This window comes from Streptomyces sp. NPDC006208 (genome assembly GCF_040613775.1).
In the GTDB taxonomy this organism is placed as follows: Bacteria; Actinomycetota; Actinomycetes; order Streptomycetales; family Streptomycetaceae; genus Streptomyces.
On record NZ_JBEXSW010000042.1, the window covers coordinates 21,555 to 42,379 of the forward strand.

The window sequence follows — 20,825 nt, forward strand, 5'->3', positions numbered from 1 at the left end:
GGCGCACGCGACTCGGCATGAGCGTGACATTCACAGGGTGGGGATCCATGGTGCGCAGTGCGGTACGAGGTCTGATGTCAGGTGTGGGCCTCGCAGTTGTTCCGGCGGCGCTGCTGCTCGGGTCGGTGACCGGCTGTACGGCCGAGCCGGAAGCCGGCCGGCCGGCGAACGGGGCATCGAGCGCCAAGGGCGGCAAGGACGCCGAGGCGGACAGCGGCAAGGCGGGCGGCAAGGGCGACGGCGGCGCGAAGGCCGCCGAGAAGGGCGGCTCGGTCGGCGGCGCGGGTTCGCCGTGCTCCCTGCCTGTCACCTTCGACCTGGCCAAGTCCTGGAAGCCGGAGGCCGTTCAGGCCGGATTCAGCCAGGGCACGGTCTCGCTCGCCTGCGAGATCGACGCGAAGCCGGCGGGAAGCATCGGCTACATACGGGTGTGGACCGGGGGCAAGCAGGGCGACGACGTGCGCAAGGCGCTGGAGGGGTTCGTCGCGGAGGAGTCGAAGGACCGCGAGGGCGAGAAGTACACCGAGACCAAGGCCGGTGCGTTCGACGCGGTCGAGATCTCGTACCTCAGCAACAGCGAGTTCCAGGACGGGCCGAAGAAGGAGCGGGCGTTCGCCGTCGCCACCCCGAAGGGGGTGGTGGTCGTGCACCTGGGCGGACTGGACTCGCAGGAGCACGAATCGATGCTTCCGGCCTACGAGCTGGCCAAGAAGACGCTGCGCGGCGTCTGAACGAGCCTGAGGACGCGTCCCACCCGCTGCGGGTGGGACGCGCCGCCGTTTCGGGAACGGTTTTCGCGGCACGGGACTTTCGTCGTCGGGGACGGAACCTTCAGCGGCGTACCCGCCGGCAGCTGAGCAGCGCCGTCACGGGTGCGATCACCGCGCACGCACCGAGCGCGAGCCCCGCCGTCCCCCACGGCACCGCAATCGTCACGGGTGCCGAGAGCGACGCCAGCGCCGCGCCGAGCCCCGCGAGGTTGACGGCCGTGACCGCCGCGCCCAGCACCCCGCCGACGGTCACGGCGAGCAGCGCCTCGCCCGCCACGACGCGCAGGACCTGGCCGCGGGTGGCGCCGGCCAGCCGCAGGGAGTTCAGTTCGCCGGTGCGCGCGGCGGTGGCCATCAGCAGCGTGCCCGCGAGGGCGATCGCCGTGTAGACGAGGGCGACACCGAGGACGACGAGCAGCCCGAGACGGGTCTGCGGACCGGTGCGGGCGTGGGTGTCGGCGACCCACTCGGCCACCGGGCGCACCGTTCCGCCGGTGGCGGCGCGCAGTCGGGCGGCCACCCGCGGACCCGCTCCCGCCCCGATCCGTACGTCGATCCGGTCGACCGGAGCGGCGGGTGCGTTGGCGGCGGTGATGTACGCGCCGTTGCTGCCCGTCCCGGTGGCCAGCACTGCCGCGATCCGCAGCGTGACCGGGCGACCGTCGCCGAGCCAGACGTCGACACGCTCGCCGACCGTGTGCCGCTCCCACTCCTCGTTGACGACGATCGACCCGTCGTCGAGGTCCCGCAGCTCACCGGCTACGACAGGGAGCCGGGCCAGGTCCGCGAACGCCGCCGGGTCGGCGACCGCCCGAGCCTCGGACCTGATGAGGGCCGTGCCTTCCTCCCGTACGTGGACGGCGGTCGACGCGGACGCGGAAAGCGTCGCGCCCGGCACGTCGGCCTGCTTCAGGTCGTCACCCGTGACGATGAGCTGCGCCGAGGTCTGCTCCCGTGCCTCGGCCGCCTTCGACGCCGTCACGCTCCGGGCCGAACCGAGCAGCGATCCCGCCAGGGCGACGGTCACCAGCACGGGCGCGGCGACCGCTGCGGTACGGCGCAGGGAGGCGGCGGTGTTCTCCCGTACGAGCATCCCGGTGGCCCCGGGCAGCGGCAGCAGCCGGACCGTACGGCGTACGAGAAGCGGGGCGAGCAGCGCCACCGCGGTGATCAGGACCATCGGCCGGGTGGTGTAGGTCTTGCGCTTCAGCAGGTCGGCGGGATCGGTGGCGAGCCCCCAGACCAGCAGCCCGATGCCCGCTCCCACGAGGGCGATCCCGGCCAGCAGCCTCCCGAGCGGCATCGTGCCGCTGTCCACGTCCGCCTCGCGCAGCGCCTCGGCAGGACCGATGCGGCCGGCCCGGCGCGATGCGGCCCACACGCCGGTGAGCGCCACGGCCAGACCCGTCCAGAAGGCGGCGTGGAACGGCCAGTTCACGTCCTCGCGGATCGTGAACCACTGTGGGGCGACCTCCCCGGCGACCAGGAGCCGTGCGAGCCGCGGTGCGCCCCAGGCGCCGAGCGCACAGCCCGCCGCGGAGGCGATCGTGCCGATGACGAGGGCCTCGGTCAGCAGCAGCCGGCGGATCTGGCCGGGCGTCGCGCCCGCCGTCCGCAGCAGCCCGAACTCCCTTCTGCGCAGGGCCACCGTGAACGCGAACGTCGACGCGACGACGAAGACGGAGACGAATGCGGACACGCCACCGGCGGTGCCGAGCAGCGAGTTCACCGAGATCAGCGCCTGCGCGTCCCGCTCCTGTCCGGGGTCGGCACGGCGGCGCTCGTCCCCGGTGAGCACCTGGGCGCGGTCGCCGACGACGGCGCGTACTGCCGCGGCCGGGGCGTCCACCCCGACCGCGTCGGGTCCGCCCCGGCGCAGGAGGGGGCCGAGGCCGCGCAGCTCGCCCACGAGGTCCGGGTCCACAGGGTGTGGATGGGCGAGCCTGTGGGTGACACGGGCGGTTCCGGGTCCCCGCCGCACGTCCACCGAGAGGGTGTCCTGCCCCATGACCACGACGGGAGATGCGGCGAACCGCTGTGGTGCGCGTTCAGGAGCGTCGAGGGTGGAGGCGAGGCCGAGCCCCATCGCGGTGACCAGTCCGACGCCGAGCGCCAGCGCGACGGAACTCGCGACAAAGGTGGCCCAGCGGGCACGCAGGGCGGAGAGGGCGACGATCAGCACAAGGTGTCCTCCGGTCTCAGGGGTCCGCCGCCCGACGGGGAGTCGTCGGCGGCTCGGGGCGAGGGGACGGCCGGGGGCGGCGCAGGAGCGCCCAGGCGCACGGCCGGACAGGTCGCGGCCGGACGGGTCGCGGGCGGACGGGGTGCGGGCGACGGCGTCAGCACCGCGCCGTCTCCGGATCCGGGCATCGCGCCGTCTCGGGACCCGAGCTCCGCGCCGTCTCCAGACCCGCCAGGTGCGACGCGACCTGCCCGGCCGTGGGCGCGGTGAGCTCGCCGGCGATCCGGCCGTCGACCAGCAGCACGACCCGGTCCGCGAAGGCCGCCGCCACCGGGTCGTGGGTGACCATCACGACGGTCTGACCCTCCCGGTCCACGAGCGCCCTGAGCAGCGTCAGCACCTCGCGGCTCGTGACCGTGTCCAGCGCGCCCGTCGGCTCGTCGCCGAAGAGCACGGCGGGCCGGGTGATCAGCGCCCGCGCCAGGGCCACGCGCTGCTGCTGGCCGCCGGACAGCTGCCCCGGGCGGTGCCCCGCGCGGCCCTCCAGACCCACTTGCGTCAAGGCCTCGCGCACCGCCGCACGGGACGGCCGCCTGCCGGACAGCCGCAGCGGCAGGGCGACGTTCTGCGCGGCCGTCAGCGACGGCAGCAGATTGAACGACTGGAACACGAACCCGATCCGGTCCCGCCGCAGCAGTGTCAGGCGGCGCTCGCTCAGCCCGCCGAGGTCGGTGCCGTCGATCTCCACCCGCCCGGAGGTGGGCCGGTCGAGTCCGGCGGCGCACTGCAGCAGCGTCGACTTGCCGGAGCCGGAAGGCCCCATGACGGCGGTGAAGGAGCCGCTGGGGAAGTCGAGGTCGACACCGTCCAGCGCCGTGGCATCGCGGTGGACGCGTCGGAGCGCGGTGAGCCGTACGGCAGTTGAGGTCATGCCTCAAGGCTTGCGTCCCGCGGCGCGCGGATCACGACCACTGGGGGGCGTCCGGCAGGTAGGGCCTGCCCTACCCCGTGGGACCATCTGAGGTGTGAGTGAGGTCGGCACGGTCGGGAAGGCACTGGCCGCAGCGTTGTACGCGGACGGCGACGAGGGGCTCGACACGGGCGCGTCGCTGCTGGCCGCGGATCCGGCCGCCGACGACGAGCTGCGGCGGCGCGGCGAGGAGTACGTCCGCGGCGCCTGGGAGCGCGGCTGGCAGCCGGCCGACGTCGTACGCCTCGTACGCCGTGACCTCGACGAGCCGCATGAGCGGCTGGCGGCGGAGCTGATCACGGGAGAGTCGACGCGGTACGGCACCCGGCTCGCGCCGCGCTGGCAGGCGCAGCTCGCCGAACTGTCGGGCGTCGCCCCCTACCGGGCGGACCGTTTCTCCCGCGCGACGGCCGTGCTCGAGCTGTACCGCCTGCTGGTCCGCCTCCCGCGGATCGAGCCGGTCGCGCCGCCCCCGGGCACGGCCGCACTGCTCTCCGTACCGTCGCCGCACGAACCGCGCATGCTCTCCCGTGTCCGCGCACTGCTCGCGAAGGCCGAGGCGACGGGCTACCCGGAGGAGGCGGAGGCGCTCACGGCGAAGGCGCAGGAGCTGATGGCGCGCCACAGCATCGACGACGCGCTGCTGGCTGCGCGCACGCACAGCCCCGAGACCCCCTCCGCCTGCCGGATCGGCGTGGACGCGCCGTACGAGACGGCCAAAGCGATCCTTCTCGACGCCGTGGCCTCGGCGAACCGCTGCCGCGCGGTGTGGAACAGCGCCTTCGGCTTCTCGACGGTCGTCGGATTCGAAGGGGACCTGGAGTCGGTCGAGTTGCTCCACACCTCGCTCCTCGTCCAGGGCACGACGGCCATGACCCGTGCCGAGGCGGCGCAGCGCGCGGGCGGCCGCAAGCGCACGAAGACCTTCCGCCAGTCCTTCCTGATGGCGTACGCGACCCGGCTCGGCGAGCATCTGTCGGCGGTGGCCGACGAGGTGGTCACCCAGGACCTGCTGCCGGTCCTGGCCTCGCGGGACGTGGCGGTGGCGGACCGCGCGGACCGGATGTTCCCCGAGACCACGACCGCACGGGTCCGTGGCGTCACCGACCTCGGCGGCTGGCAGGACGGCACGGCTGCGGCGGACCGGGCCGAGGTCGCGGGAGGCCGGCGCCGGCTGGGCGGGACGCGCGCCGGCGAGAACCAGCGGTGACGCGGCCGGCCCGACACGCAGGCATCCTGGCCGGAACGGCCACGCCCTCCCCGCCGGCGGCGGAGCCCGTCAGGCCGCGTCGTACCGCTGCTTGCCCGAGTGCCGGTGCCGCACCCACCCGGTGAAGCCGGGCCTGTGCCGTGGTGTGTCCGGACACCCCGCACCGACAACCCGCCGGTCGGCAAAGGGCCGCGGACCCGTGCGGGTTCCGCGGCCCGGGGCGCAGCGCTCCTGCGCGATGTCGGTGGCGGGGCCGTCAGCCGGTCGGCAGGTCCGTGGGCAGATCGGTGGGGAGCTCCGGCAGCTTGCCGGGGTCCGCCTTCTTCAGCGTGTCCTTCTTCCCGGCGTCCCAGGAGATGACCAGGGTCTTGCCGTCGTTGGACTCGATCGCGCCCATCGTGCGGTCGGTGTTCCCGTCCGCGCACTTCAGCGACAGCATCGGCTCGCCGCCCATGTCCTTCACCTGGCCGGTGCAGGCGTGACCGTCCGCGACGATCGATGCGGCCGTGCCCGAGACGGACAGCGCGACGGGCCCGCCGTCGGCCATGCCCGTCCAGGCGCCCTCGAGGCTCGCGCTCTCGCCGCCGCCACTGCCGTTGTCGCCTGACTCGCCCGGCGAAGCCGAAGCCTTGGGCGTGCCGTTGCCGCCGCCAGCGTCGCTGCCGCATCCGGTCAGCGCGAGCGCGGCGAGAAGACCGGCCGCGGCCGCCGATGTACGTACGAGCTTGCGCATGTCTCATTTCCCCCTGGTCGGTTGCAGGACCGCGCCAAGCTACCAGGAGGACCTCCGGCAGATCTGACCGAGGATCACGACGCAGTGAGCCGAACGGGCTTCCCGTGCGTCTGTCTCTACGAAGGGACTCACCGACACGAGGGGACTCACCGACGCACGGAGCGCCCCCGCCTGTAACCAGGGGAACACCCCACGTGCACGTGCATCTGCCCGTGCAGCCGCTCATGCATCGGCATATGAACACAGCTATGATCCGGGATAGTTGACACCTGCACCTTGCATCCCGGGAGCGACTTGTGCACCACGTGTACAACGGCATGGCGGCCACGGAGCTTCAGGGGGTCGTCTGGCAGAAGAGCAGGCACAGCAACTCGCAAGGCTCCTGTGTGGAGTTCGCCAAGCTGCCCGGCGGTGACGTCGCGATGCGCAACTCGCGGCACCCCGACGGCCCCGCACTCGTCTATACGCCGGCGGAGATAGAAGCGTTGCTTCTGGGCGTCAAGGACGGGGAATTCGACCATCTGATCGCGGGAGCCTGACGGCCGGGAGTGGTCACCGGCCGCCGCTCACGCGGGCTTGCCCAGACGGAACAGCGCCCAGACCACTTTGCCGTGCAGCGACCCGGCGAGCGGGTGCCAGCCCCAGCCGTCGCTGAAGGAATCGACCAGGAAGAGCCCACGGCCCGACTCCGCGGAGAAGTCCTCGTCGGTCTCGCGGGTCGCCGGGCCGTCCTGGCTGGGGTCGCGGACCGCACACACCAGGCGGCTCGTCCAGCGCATCAGATGCAGCCGTACCGCAGGTTCCTGGGCCGGCTCGCGCGCGGCGTCGGGGGTGGGCACGGCGTGCCGCAGTGCGTTGGTGACGAGTTCGGACACGACCAGTGCGACATCGTCGAAGCGGTCGTCGAGTTCCCACTTGCCGAGCGTCGTCCTCGTGAACCGGCGGGCTCCGCGGACCGCTTCGTAGCGGGCGGGAAGGGCGCACGAGGCGGAGCTGGAGACGGCCGCGGGATCGATCGGAGGAAGCCCCTGCCGTAACGGCTCGAGCATGGTCGATCCATTCGTCCCCATGCGAGGCACTCCCGAAATCGCGGCTGTGGCGCTACAACACGAACGAGCACGCAGGTGCGCGAGGACCATGGTTGCGAATGCGTAGAGCAGATGCAAGGGCAGATGCACGTGCACGCGCCTGACCTGTCCATGCCCGTGCCGGTTCTTGCTCATTTCTTCCATGACCCTCTTCCGGGGCCCTGCCCGACTGCTTCCCGTTTCCGTAATCGCCTGTGTACGGGCTGAAGCGTTTGGTGGCAGAATCCGGCTCTTGGGATTCGGGGGGATCTCGCGAGAGAGTCGAGCCGGCATCGAGGACCGGGCATCGGGCCGGGCACATCACGCACATCGAGTACATCGGGTCACTACGAAGAGGCAGCGATGGGGAGGGTTGTAGCCGTGACGGCAGGCGAGTCGTGGGGTTACCCCCGAGGCGACGGCCCAGGCGGAGGTTCTGTGGTGCGTCGCATCCTGTTGGGCTCGCAGCTGAGGCGGCTGCGGGAATCGAAAGGCATCACCCGTGAGGTCGCCGGATACTCCATCCGCGCGTCCGAATCCAAGATCAGCCGCATGGAGCTGGGCCGGGTGAGCTTCAAGGCACGGGACATCGAGGACCTGCTCACCCTCTACGGGGTGGCGGACGACATCGAGCGGGAGTCCCTGCTCGGCCTCGCCAAGGAGGCCAATGTCGCCGGCTGGTGGCACAGCTTCGGCGATGTGCTGCCGGGCTGGTTCCAGACGTACATCGGCCTCGAAGGCGCCGCCTCGCTCATCCGTGTCTACGAAGTGCAGTTCGTGCACGGTCTGCTGCAGACCGAGGCGTACGCGCACGCCGTCGTCACGCGCGGAATTCCGGACGCGCCCCTGGCCGAGATCGATCGCCGGGTCGCGCTCCGTCTCGAGCGCCAGAAGACGCTGGTGTCCGAGCGGGGCCCCCACTTCCATGCCGTGCTCGACGAGGCCGCGCTGCGCCGCCCGTACGGCGACCGGGCCGTGATGCAGGGACAGTTGAGGCATCTGATCGAGATCTCCGAGCAGCCGAACATCACCCTGCAGGTGATGCCGTTCAGCTTCGGCGGGCACGCGGGCGAGAGCGGCGCGTTCACGATGCTGCGCTTCCCTGAGTCGGACCTCTCCGACATCGTCTATCTCGAGCAGCTGACCAGCGCCCTCTACCTCGACAAGCGCGAGGAGGTGGCCCAGTACGAGCGGGTCATGAAGCGGCTCCAGGAAGACAGTCCGGATCCGGCCGAGAGCCGGGACCTGCTTCGCGGACTCCTTCAACTCACGTGAAACACAAGTACGATGACGCAACATCAGAAAGATCAGACGTCCGTGCTTCCGTCTCCGGAGTAAGGGATCACATGTCCTTCTTCACCGACCTGGCCCACCAGTACATAGACGGCGAATGGAGGCCCGGCAGCGGGTCCTGGGACATCATCGACTTCAACCCGTACGACGGGGAGAAGCTGGCCTCGATCCCCGTGGCGACGGCGGACGAGGTGGACCAGGCCTACCGGGCGGCGGAGCGCGCGCAGCGCCAGTGGGCGCAGACGAACCCGTACGCCCGCCGGCTGGTCTTCGAGCGCGCGCTGCGGATCATCGAGGACCGCGAGGCGGAGATCACCGAGACGATCATCGCGGAGCTCGGCGGCACGCATCTGAAGGCGGGCTTCGAACTGCACCTCGCCAAGGAGTTCCTGCGCGAGGCGATCCAGCTGGCCCTGCGGCCCGAAGGCAAGATCCTGCCCTCGCCGGTCGACGGCAAGGAGAACCGGGTCTACCGCGTTCCCGTCGGCGTGGTCGGCGTCATCAGCCCGTTCAACTTCCCCTTCCTGCTCTCGATCAAGTCGGTCGCTCCTGCGCTGGCGCTCGGCAACGCCGTGGTGCTCAAGCCCCACCAGAACACGCCGATCTGCGGCGGCTCCCTGGTGGCCAAGGTCTTCGAGGACGCGGGCCTGCCCGCGGGTCTCCTCAATGTCGTGATCACCGACATCGCCGAGATAGGCGACGCGCTCATCGCGCACCCGGTCCCGAAGGCGATCTCCTTCACCGGCTCCGACAAGGTGGGCCGTCATGTCGCCACCGTCTGTGCCGCGAACTTCAAGCACGCGATCCTCGAACTCGGCGGCAACAGCGCGCTGATCGTCCTCGACGACGCCGACATCGACTATGCGGTCGACGCGGCGGTCTTCAGCCGGTACGTGCACCAGGGCCAGGTGTGCATGGCCGCCAACCGCATCCTGGTGGACCGCTCGGTGGAGCAGGAGTTCACCGAGAAGTTCGTCGCCAAGGTCAAGACGCTCAAGGTCGGTGACCCGGCGGACCCGCAGACCCACATCGGGCCGCTCATCAACTCCTCGCAGGCCGATGCGGTCACCGCCGTCGTCGACCAGACCATCGAGGCCGGCGCGACGGCCCTGCTGCGCGGGAGCACCGAGGGCAATCTGGTGGCGCCCTCGGTGCTGACCGGACTGCCGGCGAATTCGCCCGTCCTGTCGCAGGAGATCTTCGGCCCGGTGGCGCTGATCATCCCCTTCGACGGCGAGGACGAGGCGGTCCGGATCGCCAACGACACCCCGTACGGCCTGAGCGGTGCGGTGCACACGGGTGACGTGGAGCGAGGTGTGCGGCTCGCCAAGCGGATCGACACCGGCATGATCCACATCAATGACGGCACGGTCCATGACGAGCCGATCGTCCCGTTCGGCGGCGAGAAGCACTCGGGCATCGGCCGCCTGAACGGCGACTCGATGGTCGACGCGTTCACCACCCAGAAGTGGATCTCGGTGCAGCACGGGCGCTCGCAGTTCCCGTTCTGATCCCGGAGGCATGTGGGCACCCCGGGCCCTTGCGGACAGTACCTGTCCGCAAGGGCCCGTAGCGTTGTCGTGTCGGAAGGAGGGGCGTACGGGCCCCTCCGATGGATCCGGAAGGGCGGACATCATGGTCACTCACGTTCCCGCGGAGGCTCAGGGCGACGAGCGCGGCGCGCTGCTGAACTTCGTCGAGGCGCAGCGCGGGGCGATCCGCCGCTCGGTCCTCGGGCTGACCGAGGAGCAGGCCGCGAGCCGCCCGAGCGTCAGCGAGCTGTCGTTGTCCGGACTGCTCAAGCATGTGGCCGAGACCGAGCTCAACTGGCTGCGGATGGCGCAGGAACGGCCGAACGAAAAGGCCCGCACCGAGGAGACCTGGGGCGACAGCTTCCGTCTGGTCGACGGTGAGACGATCCCGGAAATGCTGGCCTTCTGGGACACGGTCGCCAAGGAGACCGAGGCCTTCATCCGCTCGGTGCCGAGTCTGGACGACACCTTTCCGCTGCCCGAGGCGCCGTGGTTCCCGAAGGAAGGCCGGGTGTCCATGCGCTGGCTGATGATCCACCTGGTGGAGGAGACCGGCCGGCACGCCGGCCACGCCGACATCATTCGTGAGTCCTTGGACGGTAAGGGCGCGTTCGACCTGGTCGCCGAGGAGAGCGCGCGGGGCAGGGGCTAGGGCGTGGTCTAGGACCGCAGCTCCTCCAGTCTGGCCAGGCTGTCGTGCGCCGACTCCCTTTCCTCATCGGTGAGCGGGAGCGCGGCCGCCCGGTCGAGGAGACTGCGCGCCAGTTCGTCGTCGCCGAGCCGCTGTGCGATGTCGCTGCGCAGGACGAGCAGCCGCAGATGCTGGACGGCGGTCGGCCTTTCGTCCGGGACCAGCTCCAGTGCGTGGTCGATGATCTTCGCCGCGCCCGGCAGGTCCTGCTTGGAGTCGGCGAAGAGATCCGCCATGTGCAGGGCCCGGGCGAAGGTCTCCTTGGGGGCCGGCCGGTGGCTCTGGTCCTCGCTGATCGCCTGTCCGATCCGGATGGAGTTGCCGCCCGGGTCGGTCATCAGGAACTGCCGCATGCCGTACGACATGTCCTTGAGCGGCCCGATGCGCGGCAGACCGCGGAGCGGGATCCTCCCGTACGCCGCCTTGAGGCCGGCCCGGAAGGTCCCGTGGAGTGTGTCGACGTCGTCGGTGACGATGTAGCAGCCGGAGTACGACTCGGCCGGGTCGTACTGCTTCATGCCGAAGAACTGGAGCTGGACGGGGCCGCGCTCGACGACCGCGTACGGATACGGACTCTTCTGCAGGAATGTCGTATCGAAACCCAGGGCGGTGTAGAAATCGACCACCGGCTGGATCGTCCGGCACGGAAGGAGCGGGATGGTCTTCTCGGTCATGCCGAGTAGTCTAGTCAAACTTGAATAGAAGGGAATCCCGGCTGATGTCAGCGATCCGTCTGCTGGTCCTGGGAGCCGTACGCCAGCACGGGCGGGCGCACGGCTACCAGGTCCGCAACGACCTGGAGTACTGGGGCGCGCACGAGTGGTCCAACGCCAAGCCCGGTTCGATCTATCACGCGCTGAAGCAGATGGCGAAGCAGGGACTGCTGCACGCTCATGAGACCGCCCCGTCGACGGCCGGCGGCCCGCCGCGCACCGAGTACGAGCTCACCGAGCAGGGCACCGAGGAGTACTTCAAGCTGCTCCGGGAGTCCCTGACCGCCTACGACGAGAAGCTGGACGTCCTGTCCGCGGGGGTCGGCTTCATCGTCGACCTGCCGCGGGAGGAGGCCGTGGCGCTGCTGAAGGAGCGCATCCGGGGGATGCAGGAGTGGCGGTCGTCGGTGACCGAGTACTACACCCCCGAGGAGGGGCCCGAGTCGCTCGGGCACATCGGCGAGATCATGAATCTCTGGGTCTCCTCGGCGGATTCCGGAGCGGAGTGGACCCAGGGCCTGATCCGGCGGATCGAGGCCGGGGCGTACACCTTCGCGGGTGAGGGCGAGCCGTTCGTCGGAGTGCTGGCGGAGGGCGAGGAGAACCCGTACGCGACAGGTGAGCCGCACGAGGGCGACAGCCGCTGAAGCGGCCCTGCGCCCGATCAGTGGTGGAAGGCGGTCACCGTCGCCGCGTCCTTGCTCATGGGTTCCTGCTGGCGCCGCAGCTCCGGCAGCACCTGGAGCAGGTCGTCCATCAGCAGGTCGGCCAGATCCGCGGAGAAGCCGTTGCGGCAGACCATACGCAGGACGGAGAGGTCCTCACGGTTCTTCGGAAAGGTGTACGCGGGCACGAGCCAGCCCTGCTCGCGCAGCCGCCGGGAGACGTCGAACACGTCGAAGGACGTCACATCGGGCGCTGTGGTGAAGGCGAAGACGGGCAACTCGTCGCCGTGGGTGAGGAGCTGGAAGTCGCCCATCGCCTCGATCCGTTCCGCGAGGCCCCGGGCGATGTCCCGGGCGGTCTGCTGGACGGCCCGGTAGCCCGCCCGCCCGAGCCTGACGAAGGTGTAGTACTGCGCCGCCACCTGTGCGCCCGGCCGGGAGAAGTTGAGGGCGAAGGTCGGCATGTCGCCGCCGAGATAGTTCACCCGGAACACCAGCTCCTCGGGCAGATCGGCGGGCGAGCGCCACAGCGCCCAGCCGACGCCGGGATAGACGAGGCCGTACTTGTGCCCCGAGGTGTTGATCGAGGCGACCCGCGGCAGCCGGAAGTCCCAGACCAGGTCCTCGTCGATGAAGGGCGCCACCATCGCCCCCGACGCCCCGTCCACATGGACGGGAATGTCGAGGCCGGTGCGCTCCTGGAGGGCGTCCAAGGCCGCACACAGGTCGGCGACGGGTTCGTAGGACCCGTCGAAGGTCGAGCCGAGCACGGCCACCACGCCGATGGTGTTCTCGTCGCAGAGGTCGGCGGCGGCCTGCGGATCGAGATGGAAGCGGTCGCCCTCCATGGGAACCAGCCGCGCCTCCACCTCCCAGAAGTTGCAGAACTTCTCCCAGCAGACCTGCACATTGATGCCCATGATCAGATTGGGTCGGGCGGACCGGGGGTAGCGGTCGCTGTTGCGGTTGGCCCAGCGGCGTTTGAGGGCCATCCCGGCGAGCATGCACGCCTCGCTGGAGCCCGTGGTGGAGCAGCCGACCGTGGAGGTCGGGTCCGGGGCATGCCACAGATCGGCGAGCATCGCCACGCACCGGCGCTCCAGTTCGGCCGTGCGCGGGTACTCGTCCTTGTCGATCATGTTCTTGTCGCGGCACTCGGACATCAGCACGCCGGCCTGCGGCTCCATCCAGGTGGTGACGAAGGTGGCGAGGTTCAGCCGGGAGTTGCCGTCGAGCATCAGCTCGTCATGGACCAGTTGGTAGGCGGTGGAGGGAGGCAGTGGTCCGTCGGGCAGCCGGTGCGTGGGCGGGGCGGAGGTCATCCCGCTGACCGGGTTGGCCTCCCCGTAGAAGGGGTTGAGGGAGAGTCTGCGCCGCTCCTTCTCGGTCTCCTGCTCGCTGTCGTCGGTCGCGCCCTTGTGGAGTGCCATCGCCTCGGTGCCTTCCTCCCTGGCCCCGCCTGGGCCATCTCAAGCGGGACGATACGTATATAACGGACTCTTTGCCCGTTGGGCTTGCACCTCACGCGGCGTGAGGAGCCAGGCTGAGGCGCGTACCGAGAAATGAAGGAGCGGAAAGCGATGAGCTACTCCGTGGGACAGGTCGCGGCCTTCGCCGGGGTCACGGTGCGCACGCTGCACCACTACGACGAGATCGGGCTGCTCCGACCGGGTGGCCGCAGCCATGCGGGACACCGGCGCTACGACGACGCCGACCTCGACCGGCTGCAGCAGATCCTGTTCTACCGGGAGCTCGGCTTCCCGCTCGAGGAGGTCGCGGCGCTGCTGGACGACCCGGACACGGACCCGCAGGCGCATCTGCGCCGGCAGCACGAACTGCTGTCCGCCCGGATCACCAAGCTGCAGGAGATGGCCGAGGCCGTCGAACGAGCCATGGAGGCGAAGAAGATGGGCATCAACCTCACGCCCGAGGAGAAGTTCGAAGTCTTCGGGGACAACGACCCCGAGCAGTACGCGCAGGAGGTCGAGCAGCGCTGGGGCGGCACCGAGGCGTACGCCGAGTCCCAGCGCCGGGTCGCGCGCTACACCAAGGACGACTGGAAACGGATGCAGGACGAGAGCGCCGACTGGGGGGCGCGCTACGACGCCCTGATGGAAGCCGGCGAACAGCCGACGGGCGAGCGGGCCATGGACCTGGCCGAGGAGCACCGTCGCCACATCTGCACGTGGTTCTACGACTGCACCTACGAGGTCCACACCTGTCTCGGTGAGATGTATGTCTCGGACGAGCGTTTCACGGCGTTCTACGACACCATCCGGCCCGGCATGGCCGTGCACCTGCGCGACGCGATCCTCGCCAACGCGGTGCGCAACAGCTGACGGGGACAGCCTCCGGGGCGCTGCCGCCCCGGAGGCCGTCCCGGTCCCCGGGCCGGATGCCGGGCCCGGCGTGCACAGCTGCGTCAGCCCCGATGCCCGGCTGCGTCAGGTACGGGCGATCACCACCGCCGTGCCGTAGGCACAGACCTCGGTGCCGACGTCCGCCGCCTCCGACACGTCGAAGCGGAACATGAGCACCGCGTTCGCGCCGCGGGAGCGGGCCTGCTCGATCAAGCGCTCCATGGCCTGGTTCCGGGTCTCCACCAGGGTCTTGGTCAGGCCCTTCAGCTCCCCGCCGATCATCGACTTCAGCCCTGCCCCGATCTGGCTCCCCAGATGGCGCGAGCGCACCGTCAGCCCGAAGACCTCGCCGATCACCTGCTGCACCTGGAAGCCGGGTACGTCGTTGGTGGTGACCACCAGCACGTCCGAGCCCTTGCCCTGTCCGCCGCCGTAGTCCTCGATGCCCATCAATGTCCGCCTTCCGTACAGCTGCCGCCCCTCCCCTCGAGGCACAGCTTTGTCCCAGGTGCCGCACAGTGCATCCTGGGCAGGCCGGTGGAACGTGGAGCGGCCATCCCGCGTTGATACCTTGGGGCGGCCGTTCACGCCGATTCGCCGATCGACCGACTGAAGACTCAGGAGCCCGGACCTCGTGACTACCCTTGCGCTCGGACCGAGCTGGCTGGACCCGGACTATCTGATCGGGACGTTCGGACTCATCGGTGTACTCGTCATCGTCTTCGCCGAGTCGGGCCTGCTCATCGGTTTCTTCCTGCCGGGCGACTCGCTGCTGTTCACCACCGGCCTGCTGGTCACCTCCGGCAAGCTGGACTTCCCCCTGTGGGTGGTGTGCACGCTCGTCGTGCTGGCCGCGATCATCGGCGACCAGGTGGGCTATCTCTTCGGCCGCAAGGTCGGCCCTGCCCTCTTCAGGCGCCCGGACTCCAGGCTCTTCAAGCAGGAGAACGTCGAGAAGGCGCACGAGTTCTTCGAGAAGTACGGCCCCAAGTCGCTGGTGCTGGCCCGCTTCGTGCCCATCGTGCGCACGTTCACGCCGATCATCGCCGGTGTGAGCCGGATGAACTACCGCTCCTTCGTCACGTTCAACGTCATCGGCGGCGTGCTGTGGGGCGCCGGGGTCACCCTGCTCGGTGCGGCGCTCGGCAAGGTCGAGTTCGTCCACAAGAACATCGAGGCGATCCTGATCCTGATCGTGCTGATCTCGGTGCTCCCGATCGCGATCGAGTTCCTGCGGGCCCGTTCGAAGGGCAGGAAGCAGGCCGCAGTGGCGGACCCCGGTCCGGCCGGCGAGATGCCCCCGGGCCAGCGCGGCCGGCACGCCAAGCGCTGACCCCGCCGTACGTCGGCGCCCGCCACCCGGCGGTACCCGCTCCTGTCCCGTTCGCCTCGCCTCAGAAGCCGCGCGTCCGCTTGGCCGCGCGGCGTTCGGCGCCCGGCGCCCGCAGCACCAGCCGGGAGATCTCCGCGCCCAGGTTCACCCCGATCGCGATGGCGAGCGCGAGGGCTGCCGCCTTGCTCAGTGAGGCGAGGCCCGTGTTCAGATCGTTCCTGGCGATCGACAACAGCCCGAAGTATGTGGCGCTGCCCGGCAGCAGCGGCCCGATCGCGGCGGTGACATACGGCAGCGCGGAAGCGTACTGGTAGCGCGACAGCAGCTGCCCGAACAGGCCCACCAGACCGGCGGCGATCGCCGTCGCGGCGACCGGAGAGACATTCGCCGTGTTCGCGAGGGCCGCGTAGATCACCCACGCGACGCCGCCGTTGAGAGCGGCGAGGGGCAGGGTGTTGCGCTCCTGCTGGAGCATCACGGCGAAGAACAGGGACAGCGCCATCGCGGCGAGCGTCTGTGCCACCGGCCGTTCGACGATGTGAATGGCGGTTTCCGGGTTGAGGCCCGCGTCCAGCGCGAACCCCAGATACAGCACCGACAGCACACCGATGACGAGGGCGACCACCAGATAGCCGACCTCGAGGAGGCGGGCGGCCGCGGTGATGTAGAAGCCGGTCAGTCCGTCCTGTACCCCGGCGACCAGCGCCCGTCCCGGGATCAGCGCGAACAGGCCGCCGGTGATCACCGCGGAGGCGCGCACGTCCAGTGGCGACAGTGTCAGGGCCACGCCCATCGCGGCCGAGGGCATGGCGGCCGCGGCGAACTGGTAGAACTCCGGCAGTCCCCGCCCGGCGCACAGCCACGCCAGCCGGTCGCCGAGCATCGCGCTGATCGCCGCCGCGATGAACACCAGCACATCGCCACCCACCAGGACGGAGGCCGCGCCCGCCAGCAGCCCGCCGGCCAGGGTGAGCGCCCAGCCCGGATACGGATGCCGGTTGCGCCGGATCTCCGCGAGGCGCCGGTAGGCCTCCTCCAGGGTGATCTCCGAATCCTCCGTGCTGATGTCGTGCACCAGCCGGAAGACCGCGGCGAGCCGGGTGTAGTCGGTGCCACGCCGCCGTACGGTGCGATTGGCCGTCACGGGGTCGTCGACCAGGGACGGCTGATAGGTGATCGACAGCAGCGTGAAGGTGACGGTGGGCTCGCAGCGGTCGAGCCCGTAGGCACGGCAGATGGCGAACATGGCCGCCTCGACGTCCTCCGCGCCCTCGCCGCCCGCGAGCAGCAGCTCGCCGATACGCAGCGTCAGGTCCAGTACGCGGGGAACGGCGGGCCCTGCCTCGTCGTGCCGGTGCGCCGTCTCCGGTACCGGCCGCTCGTGGACCGGCATCCGCAGCATCGCGCGCATCCGGTCCTGCCAGGGCGCGCCCTTGGTGAGCTGGACGACCGGCATGCCGTGCGCCGGAGTGAACGCGGGCGGCGAGCGCCGGGCGCTGTAGACGCTCGGTGTCGCGAACGCGGAATGCTCCGGCTCGGCGGGAGGTTCGGGGGCGAAGCCCTTGGGAATCGCGAACTCCGATGACGGGTGGTCCTCTTCGGGCGCCTCCGGCTGCCCCATCCCGGCGGGCGGGGTGAAAGCGCTGTGCGCCTCGTCGGACTGAGGCTTCCGGTCTTCCGGACCCTCGGGCTCCGCCACCACGTCTGTCCTCGCTCCCTCTTGTCCGGCCGTCTGCCTGGCGCGTCTGCCCAGTATGGCCACGGACATGGGCGGCGGTACGCGACGCGGGCGGGACCCCCCCTCCAGGGTGTCCCGCCCGCGTCGGGCCGCTTGACGCGGCCGGTTGCTCAGTGGAGTGCGCTCAGTGCGCGCCGCCCTGCGCCTCGAGGCGCTTGTAGGAGGCCTCGATCTCGGCCTCGGCCTCGGTGCGGCCGACCCAGTTGGCGCCCTCGACGGACTTGCCGGGCTCCAGGTCCTTGTAGACCTCGAAGAAGTGCTGGATCTCCAGGCGGTCGAACTCGGACACGTGGTGGATGTCACGCAGGTGCTCCACGCGCGGGTCGGAGGCCGGAACGCACAGCAGCTTGTCGTCGCCGCCGGCCTCGTCCGTCATCCGGAACATGCCGATGGCGCGGCACTTGATCAGACAGCCGGGGAACGTCGGCTCGTCAAGGATGACCAGGGCGTCCAGCGGGTCGCCGTCCTCGCCGAGGGTGTTCTCGACGAAGCCGTAGTCGGCCGGGTAGCTGGTCGAGGTGAAGAGTCGACGGTCCAGGCGGATCCGACCGGTCTCGTGGTCCACCTCGTACTTGTTCCGCGAACCCTTCGGGATCTCGATGGTGACGTCGAACTCCACGGGTGGCTCCTCCATGATCAACACTCAGGTCTTCTGTGGTTCTGTGCCCTCCCGGGGGATGCCCCCCGGACCCCCGGCACAGGGCCTATCGGGGTGCCATGTTCGCGGCAAGACGCAGTTCTGGTGGTTAAGTGTCCCTCACGCACGTGTGTGATCGCGAAAGGGGCTGGTGCGGGGTGCCAGAGGTCAGGACGTGGCAGCTCGCTGCGGGCGCCGCCGTGGTCGGCCTCGCCCTCGCCGCCGGAGCGGTGGCTGCGGCGGGTCCTTGGGACTCGGGCCAGCGTAAGGCCGAGAGGCAGCGCGCGGCCGCTCCCGCCCGCGTGGGTGAGGCACATCACGAACCGGCCGCGCCCCGGCCCCCCGCCCCCGCGCCGAGCGCCCCCGTCGTCCTCACCGCGCTCGGCACCCCGCGGGCCGAACCCGCCAACGCGCCGGCGAGCGGCCCGGCCGACCTGTCCAAGACCCTCGCGCCGCTGCTCTCGGACCCCGCCCTCGGCACGGCCCGTACGGCCTGCGTCATCGACGTGGCCACCGGCGCACGGCTGTACGGGAAGGGCGCCGAGAACCCGATGACACCGGCGTCCACGATCAAGATCGCCACGGCTGTCGCGGCCCTGACCGCGCTCGGCCCGGACCACCGCATCCCGACGACCGTCGTCGCGGCCCCGGACGCCGAGCGGATCACCCTCGTCGGCGGTGGCGACGCCACCCTGGAGCGGGCCGGACTCGCCCGGCTGGCCGACCGGACCGCACGCGCCCTGCGCGACCGCGGGATCACCAAGGTCCGGCTCGCCTACGACACCTCGCTGTACCAGGGCCCCGCGCTGCACCCCATCGGCCGCAACGGCAACCTCGCCCCCATCAGCGCCCTGATGGTCGACCAGGGAAGGCGCGCCCCCAAGAGCACCGGCAGCGCGACCCGCTCGAACGACCCCGCCGGGGACGCGGCCCGGCTGTTCGCCGAGCTGCTTGCCGGCAAAGGCGTCCGCGCATCGGCGCACCCTGCCCCGGGCCGTCCCGCGAAGAACGCCGTCCCGCTCGCCCAGGTGCTGTCGGGGCCCCTGTCCGGAATGGTCGAACGGATGCTGACCACCAGCGACAACGACATCGCGGAGTCCCTCGCCCGTCAGTCCGCCGTCGCGACCGGCCGACCGGCCCACGCCGTCGGCGCCGGCCGGGCCGTGGCCGCGCAGCTCCGCCGCCTGGAGCTGCCGGTCGAGGGCGCCAGGTTCGCCGACGGCAGCGGTCTCGACCGCAACGACAAGGTCTCCGGCGCCCTGCTCACCGCGCTGCTCGCCACGGCCGCCGACCCCGACCGCCCCGAACTGCGCCCGGTCCTCACCGGGCTGCCCGTGGCGGGCTTTTCCGGCACTCTGGAGGAGCGCTACGCGAACGGCTCGGCGGGCACCGGCCTGGTGCGCGCCAAGACCGGCACCCTGTCCGGCATCGACACGCTCGCGGGCACGGTCGTGACGGCCGACGGCCGGCTGCTGGCCTTCGCGTTCCTCGCGGGAGGCACAGAGTCCCGGGACACCGCACGGCCGGCCCTGGACCGGCTCGCCGCCGCCCTGGTGCCCTGAGAGCCGGCCGCCTTCCGACGAAGCGTCGGAGCCCAACACCTCACCGCAGCCCGAGCGGAGAACGTACGGTTGACGCATGACGAGCATCGGTGGTGCCGAGATGGTCGACTGGAACCTCGCCGTCGCGACCGCGACCCGCTTCGTGCGGCCCGGTCCCGAAGTGAGCAGGGACGAGGCGCGTGCCGTCGTCGCCGAGCTGCGACGGCATGCCAAGGCCTCCGAGGAGCATGTCCGGGCATTCACCCGGCTGATCCCCGAAGGCTCCGAACCGCTGGACACCCCGGTCCTGGTCGTGGACCGGGCCGGCTGGGTCCGGGCGAACGTCGCGGGCTTCCGCGAGCTGCTGCGGCCGCTGCTGGACAAGATGCAGGAACGCCGCTCGGGCACCCCGGGAGGGGCGATGCTCGGCGCGGTGGGCGGCAAGGTCACCGGCGTCGAACTGGGCATGCTGCTGTCGTTCCTGGCCTCCCGGGTGCTGGGACAGTACGAGACCTTCGCCCCCGCACCCCGAGACCTGCCCGCCGGCGAGAGCGCCGGCTTGAGCGGCAGCGGCGGCGGACGGCTGCTGCTGGTCGCGCCGAACATCGTCCATGTCGAGCGCGAACTGGACGTGGACCCGCACGACTTCCGGCTCTGGGTCTGTCTGCACGAGGAGACCCACCGCACCCAGTTCACCGGCGTGCCCTGGCTGCGCGACCACCTCGAGGGTGAGATCCAGTCGTTCCTCGGGCAGACCGAGGTGGACCCGATGACCGTGCTGGAGCGGTTCCGGGAGGCCGCGCAGTCGCTCGCAGGGGCCCGTCCCGAAGGCGAGGAGGACGACACCGGTCACTCCATCGTCGAGCTGGTGCAGACTCCGGCCCAGCGGGAGATCCTGAGCCGGCTGACCGCCGTGATGTCGCTGCTGGAGGGGCACGCCGACTTCGTGATGGACGGCGTCGGTCCCGATGTGGTGCCCTCGGTCGGGGAGATCAGGGAGAAGTTCCAGCAGCGCAGGGCACGCGGGGCGAGCCGGCTCGATCTCGCGCTGCGCAAGCTGCTGGGGCTCGACGCCAAGCTGCGTCAGTACCGCGACGGCGAACGCTTCGTACGGGCCGTGGTGCAGGAGGTGGGCATGGACGGCTTCAACCGGGTGTGGACGTCGCCGAACACGCTTCCGACGAAGGCGGAGATCGCCAAACCGGCGGACTGGGTCGCGAGGGTGCACCGCAAGGCCGAGGGCGCACCGTAGAGCAGAGTGGTGAAGCGCGGGGTGCCGACGGCAGACGAACGCCCCGCCAATCACCCATCCGAGGGACCGTGGGCGCTTGGTAGGCGTGCGATGCTCGGGGTATCGGCTCGGTTCTGTCACCATCGACGCACTCTGAGT

The 20,825-nt window shown here is 70.7% G+C and carries 20 protein-coding genes; 11 read left to right on the forward strand and 9 right to left on the reverse strand.

Annotation, left to right across the window (positions count from 1 at the left end):
* Positions 1 to 47 precede the first annotated feature (47 nt).
* A complete protein-coding gene (locus ABZ208_RS29225; protein WP_356912438.1) occupies positions 48 to 731 on the forward strand; it encodes a lipoprotein in 684 nt (227 codons plus the stop codon).
* Positions 732 to 831: 100 nt separating this feature from the next.
* On the opposite strand, the gene ABZ208_RS29230 is transcribed toward ABZ208_RS29225, so the two are convergent.
* Both ABZ208_RS29230 and ABZ208_RS29235 read right to left on the reverse strand, forming a co-directional pair.
* Complete coding sequence (locus tag ABZ208_RS29230) at positions 832 to 2,952, reverse strand: FtsX-like permease family protein (RefSeq protein ID WP_356912439.1); 2,121 nt, start codon at positions 2,950 to 2,952, stop codon at positions 832 to 834.
* A gap of 157 nt (positions 2,953 to 3,109) precedes the next feature.
* Positions 3,110 to 3,883: an ABC transporter ATP-binding protein gene (locus ABZ208_RS29235; protein ID WP_356912440.1), complete on the reverse strand. Its 774-nt coding sequence runs from the start codon at positions 3,881 to 3,883 to the stop codon at positions 3,110 to 3,112.
* A gap of 94 nt (positions 3,884 to 3,977) precedes the next feature.
* Between ABZ208_RS29235 and ABZ208_RS29240 the strand changes: the two genes are divergently transcribed.
* On the forward strand, positions 3,978 to 5,132 hold the full coding sequence (locus tag ABZ208_RS29240; RefSeq protein ID WP_356912441.1) for a DUF2786 domain-containing protein: 1,155 nt from the start codon (positions 3,978 to 3,980) through the stop codon (positions 5,130 to 5,132).
* Positions 5,133 to 5,388: 256 nt separating this feature from the next.
* On the opposite strand, the gene ABZ208_RS29245 is transcribed toward ABZ208_RS29240, so the two are convergent.
* Entirely contained in the window at positions 5,389 to 5,865 is a 477-nt protein-coding gene (locus ABZ208_RS29245) for a hypothetical protein (protein ID WP_356912442.1), read from the reverse strand.
* A gap of 296 nt (positions 5,866 to 6,161) precedes the next feature.
* Between ABZ208_RS29245 and ABZ208_RS29250 the strand changes: the two genes are divergently transcribed.
* Complete coding sequence (locus ABZ208_RS29250; RefSeq protein ID WP_328398145.1) at positions 6,162 to 6,404, forward strand: DUF397 domain-containing protein; 243 nt, start codon at positions 6,162 to 6,164, stop codon at positions 6,402 to 6,404.
* 27 nt (positions 6,405 to 6,431) lie between these two features.
* On the opposite strand, the gene ABZ208_RS29255 is transcribed toward ABZ208_RS29250, so the two are convergent.
* Positions 6,432 to 6,935: an ATP-binding protein gene (locus tag ABZ208_RS29255; RefSeq protein WP_356912443.1), complete on the reverse strand. Its 504-nt coding sequence runs from the start codon at positions 6,933 to 6,935 to the stop codon at positions 6,432 to 6,434.
* 438 nt (positions 6,936 to 7,373) lie between these two features.
* On the opposite strand from ABZ208_RS29255, the gene ABZ208_RS29260 reads away from it, so the two are divergent.
* The 3 genes from ABZ208_RS29260 to ABZ208_RS29270 all read left to right on the forward strand — a co-directional run bounded on the left by ABZ208_RS29260 (position 7,374) and on the right by ABZ208_RS29270 (position 10,409).
* Positions 7,374 to 8,207 carry a helix-turn-helix transcriptional regulator gene (locus ABZ208_RS29260; protein WP_356912483.1) on the forward strand — a complete coding sequence of 278 codons (834 nt, stop codon included), beginning with the start codon at positions 7,374 to 7,376 and terminating at the stop codon, positions 8,205 to 8,207.
* A gap of 71 nt (positions 8,208 to 8,278) precedes the next feature.
* Positions 8,279 to 9,736 (forward strand): aldehyde dehydrogenase family protein, encoded by a 1,458-nt coding sequence (locus ABZ208_RS29265; RefSeq protein ID WP_356912444.1) that lies wholly within the window; start codon positions 8,279 to 8,281, stop codon positions 9,734 to 9,736.
* Positions 9,737 to 9,860: 124 nt separating this feature from the next.
* Positions 9,861 to 10,409, forward strand: coding sequence for a DinB family protein (locus tag ABZ208_RS29270; protein WP_356912445.1), 549 nt, complete (start codon positions 9,861 to 9,863; stop codon positions 10,407 to 10,409).
* 8 nt (positions 10,410 to 10,417) lie between these two features.
* On the opposite strand, the gene ABZ208_RS29275 is transcribed toward ABZ208_RS29270, so the two are convergent.
* Entirely contained in the window at positions 10,418 to 11,122 is a 705-nt protein-coding gene (locus tag ABZ208_RS29275; protein WP_356912446.1) for a VOC family protein, read from the reverse strand.
* Between the two features lie 44 nt (positions 11,123 to 11,166).
* Between ABZ208_RS29275 and ABZ208_RS29280 the strand changes: the two genes are divergently transcribed.
* Positions 11,167 to 11,808 carry a PadR family transcriptional regulator gene (locus tag ABZ208_RS29280; RefSeq protein ID WP_356912447.1) on the forward strand — a complete coding sequence of 214 codons (642 nt, stop codon included), beginning with the start codon at positions 11,167 to 11,169 and terminating at the stop codon, positions 11,806 to 11,808.
* A 17-nt stretch (positions 11,809 to 11,825) separates the two neighbouring features.
* Here the strand turns inward: ABZ208_RS29280 and ABZ208_RS29285 are convergent, their stop codons facing one another.
* Positions 11,826 to 13,256 (reverse strand): glutamate decarboxylase, encoded by a 1,431-nt coding sequence (locus ABZ208_RS29285; protein ID WP_356912448.1) that lies wholly within the window; start codon positions 13,254 to 13,256, stop codon positions 11,826 to 11,828.
* A gap of 150 nt (positions 13,257 to 13,406) precedes the next feature.
* Between ABZ208_RS29285 and ABZ208_RS29290 the strand changes: the two genes are divergently transcribed.
* Positions 13,407 to 14,165, forward strand: a complete 759-nt coding sequence (locus tag ABZ208_RS29290; RefSeq protein ID WP_356912449.1) for a MerR family transcriptional regulator — start codon at positions 13,407 to 13,409, stop codon at positions 14,163 to 14,165.
* Positions 14,166 to 14,270: 105 nt separating this feature from the next.
* On the opposite strand, the gene ABZ208_RS29295 is transcribed toward ABZ208_RS29290, so the two are convergent.
* A complete protein-coding gene (locus tag ABZ208_RS29295) occupies positions 14,271 to 14,636 on the reverse strand; it encodes a YbjQ family protein (protein ID WP_356912450.1) in 366 nt (121 codons plus the stop codon).
* Between the two features lie 184 nt (positions 14,637 to 14,820).
* On the opposite strand from ABZ208_RS29295, the gene ABZ208_RS29300 reads away from it, so the two are divergent.
* Positions 14,821 to 15,519, forward strand: a complete 699-nt coding sequence (locus ABZ208_RS29300) for a VTT domain-containing protein (protein WP_328398127.1) — start codon at positions 14,821 to 14,823, stop codon at positions 15,517 to 15,519.
* A gap of 61 nt (positions 15,520 to 15,580) precedes the next feature.
* Here ABZ208_RS29300 and ABZ208_RS29305 read toward each other — a convergent pair whose 3' ends face one another.
* Positions 15,581 to 17,221, reverse strand: coding sequence for a threonine/serine exporter family protein (locus ABZ208_RS29305; RefSeq protein WP_356912451.1), 1,641 nt, complete (start codon positions 17,219 to 17,221; stop codon positions 15,581 to 15,583).
* A gap of 160 nt (positions 17,222 to 17,381) precedes the next feature.
* Positions 17,382 to 17,876 (reverse strand): inorganic diphosphatase, encoded by a 495-nt coding sequence (locus tag ABZ208_RS29310; protein ID WP_108151010.1) that lies wholly within the window; start codon positions 17,874 to 17,876, stop codon positions 17,382 to 17,384.
* A gap of 176 nt (positions 17,877 to 18,052) precedes the next feature.
* Between ABZ208_RS29310 and dacB the strand changes: the two genes are divergently transcribed.
* Both dacB and ABZ208_RS29320 read left to right on the forward strand, forming a co-directional pair.
* Positions 18,053 to 19,456 (forward strand): D-alanyl-D-alanine carboxypeptidase/D-alanyl-D-alanine-endopeptidase, encoded by a 1,404-nt coding sequence (dacB, locus tag ABZ208_RS29315; protein WP_356912452.1) that lies wholly within the window; start codon positions 18,053 to 18,055, stop codon positions 19,454 to 19,456.
* A gap of 76 nt (positions 19,457 to 19,532) precedes the next feature.
* Positions 19,533 to 20,687, forward strand: a complete 1,155-nt coding sequence (locus ABZ208_RS29320) for a zinc-dependent metalloprotease (protein ID WP_356912453.1) — start codon at positions 19,533 to 19,535, stop codon at positions 20,685 to 20,687.
* Positions 20,688 to 20,825: the final 138 nt, after the last annotated feature.

What these genes read in the sequence shown, in the direction of transcription:
- ABZ208_RS29225 (WP_356912438.1), top strand. Translation starts at nt 48, where the DNA reads ATGGTGCGCAGTGCGGTACGAGGTCTGATGTCAGGTGTGGGCCTCGCA.
- ABZ208_RS29235 (WP_356912440.1), bottom strand. Translation starts at nt 3,883, where the DNA reads ATGACCTCAACTGCCGTACGGCTCACCGCGCTCCGACGCGTCCACCGC.
- ABZ208_RS29245 (WP_356912442.1), bottom strand. Translation starts at nt 5,865, where the DNA reads ATGCGCAAGCTCGTACGTACATCGGCGGCCGCGGCCGGTCTTCTCGCC.
- ABZ208_RS29255 (WP_356912443.1), bottom strand. Translation starts at nt 6,935, where the DNA reads ATGGGGACGAATGGATCGACCATGCTCGAGCCGTTACGGCAGGGGCTT.
- ABZ208_RS29265 (WP_356912444.1), top strand. Translation starts at nt 8,279, where the DNA reads ATGTCCTTCTTCACCGACCTGGCCCACCAGTACATAGACGGCGAATGG.
- ABZ208_RS29270 (WP_356912445.1), top strand. Translation starts at nt 9,861, where the DNA reads ATGGTCACTCACGTTCCCGCGGAGGCTCAGGGCGACGAGCGCGGCGCG.
- ABZ208_RS29275 (WP_356912446.1), bottom strand. Translation starts at nt 11,122, where the DNA reads ATGACCGAGAAGACCATCCCGCTCCTTCCGTGCCGGACGATCCAGCCG.
- ABZ208_RS29280 (WP_356912447.1), top strand. Translation starts at nt 11,167, where the DNA reads ATGTCAGCGATCCGTCTGCTGGTCCTGGGAGCCGTACGCCAGCACGGG.
- ABZ208_RS29285 (WP_356912448.1), bottom strand. Translation starts at nt 13,256, where the DNA reads ATGGCACTCCACAAGGGCGCGACCGACGACAGCGAGCAGGAGACCGAG.
- ABZ208_RS29290 (WP_356912449.1), top strand. Translation starts at nt 13,407, where the DNA reads ATGAGCTACTCCGTGGGACAGGTCGCGGCCTTCGCCGGGGTCACGGTG.
- ABZ208_RS29295 (WP_356912450.1), bottom strand. Translation starts at nt 14,636, where the DNA reads ATGGGCATCGAGGACTACGGCGGCGGACAGGGCAAGGGCTCGGACGTG.
- ABZ208_RS29320 (WP_356912453.1), top strand. Translation starts at nt 19,533, where the DNA reads ATGACGAGCATCGGTGGTGCCGAGATGGTCGACTGGAACCTCGCCGTC.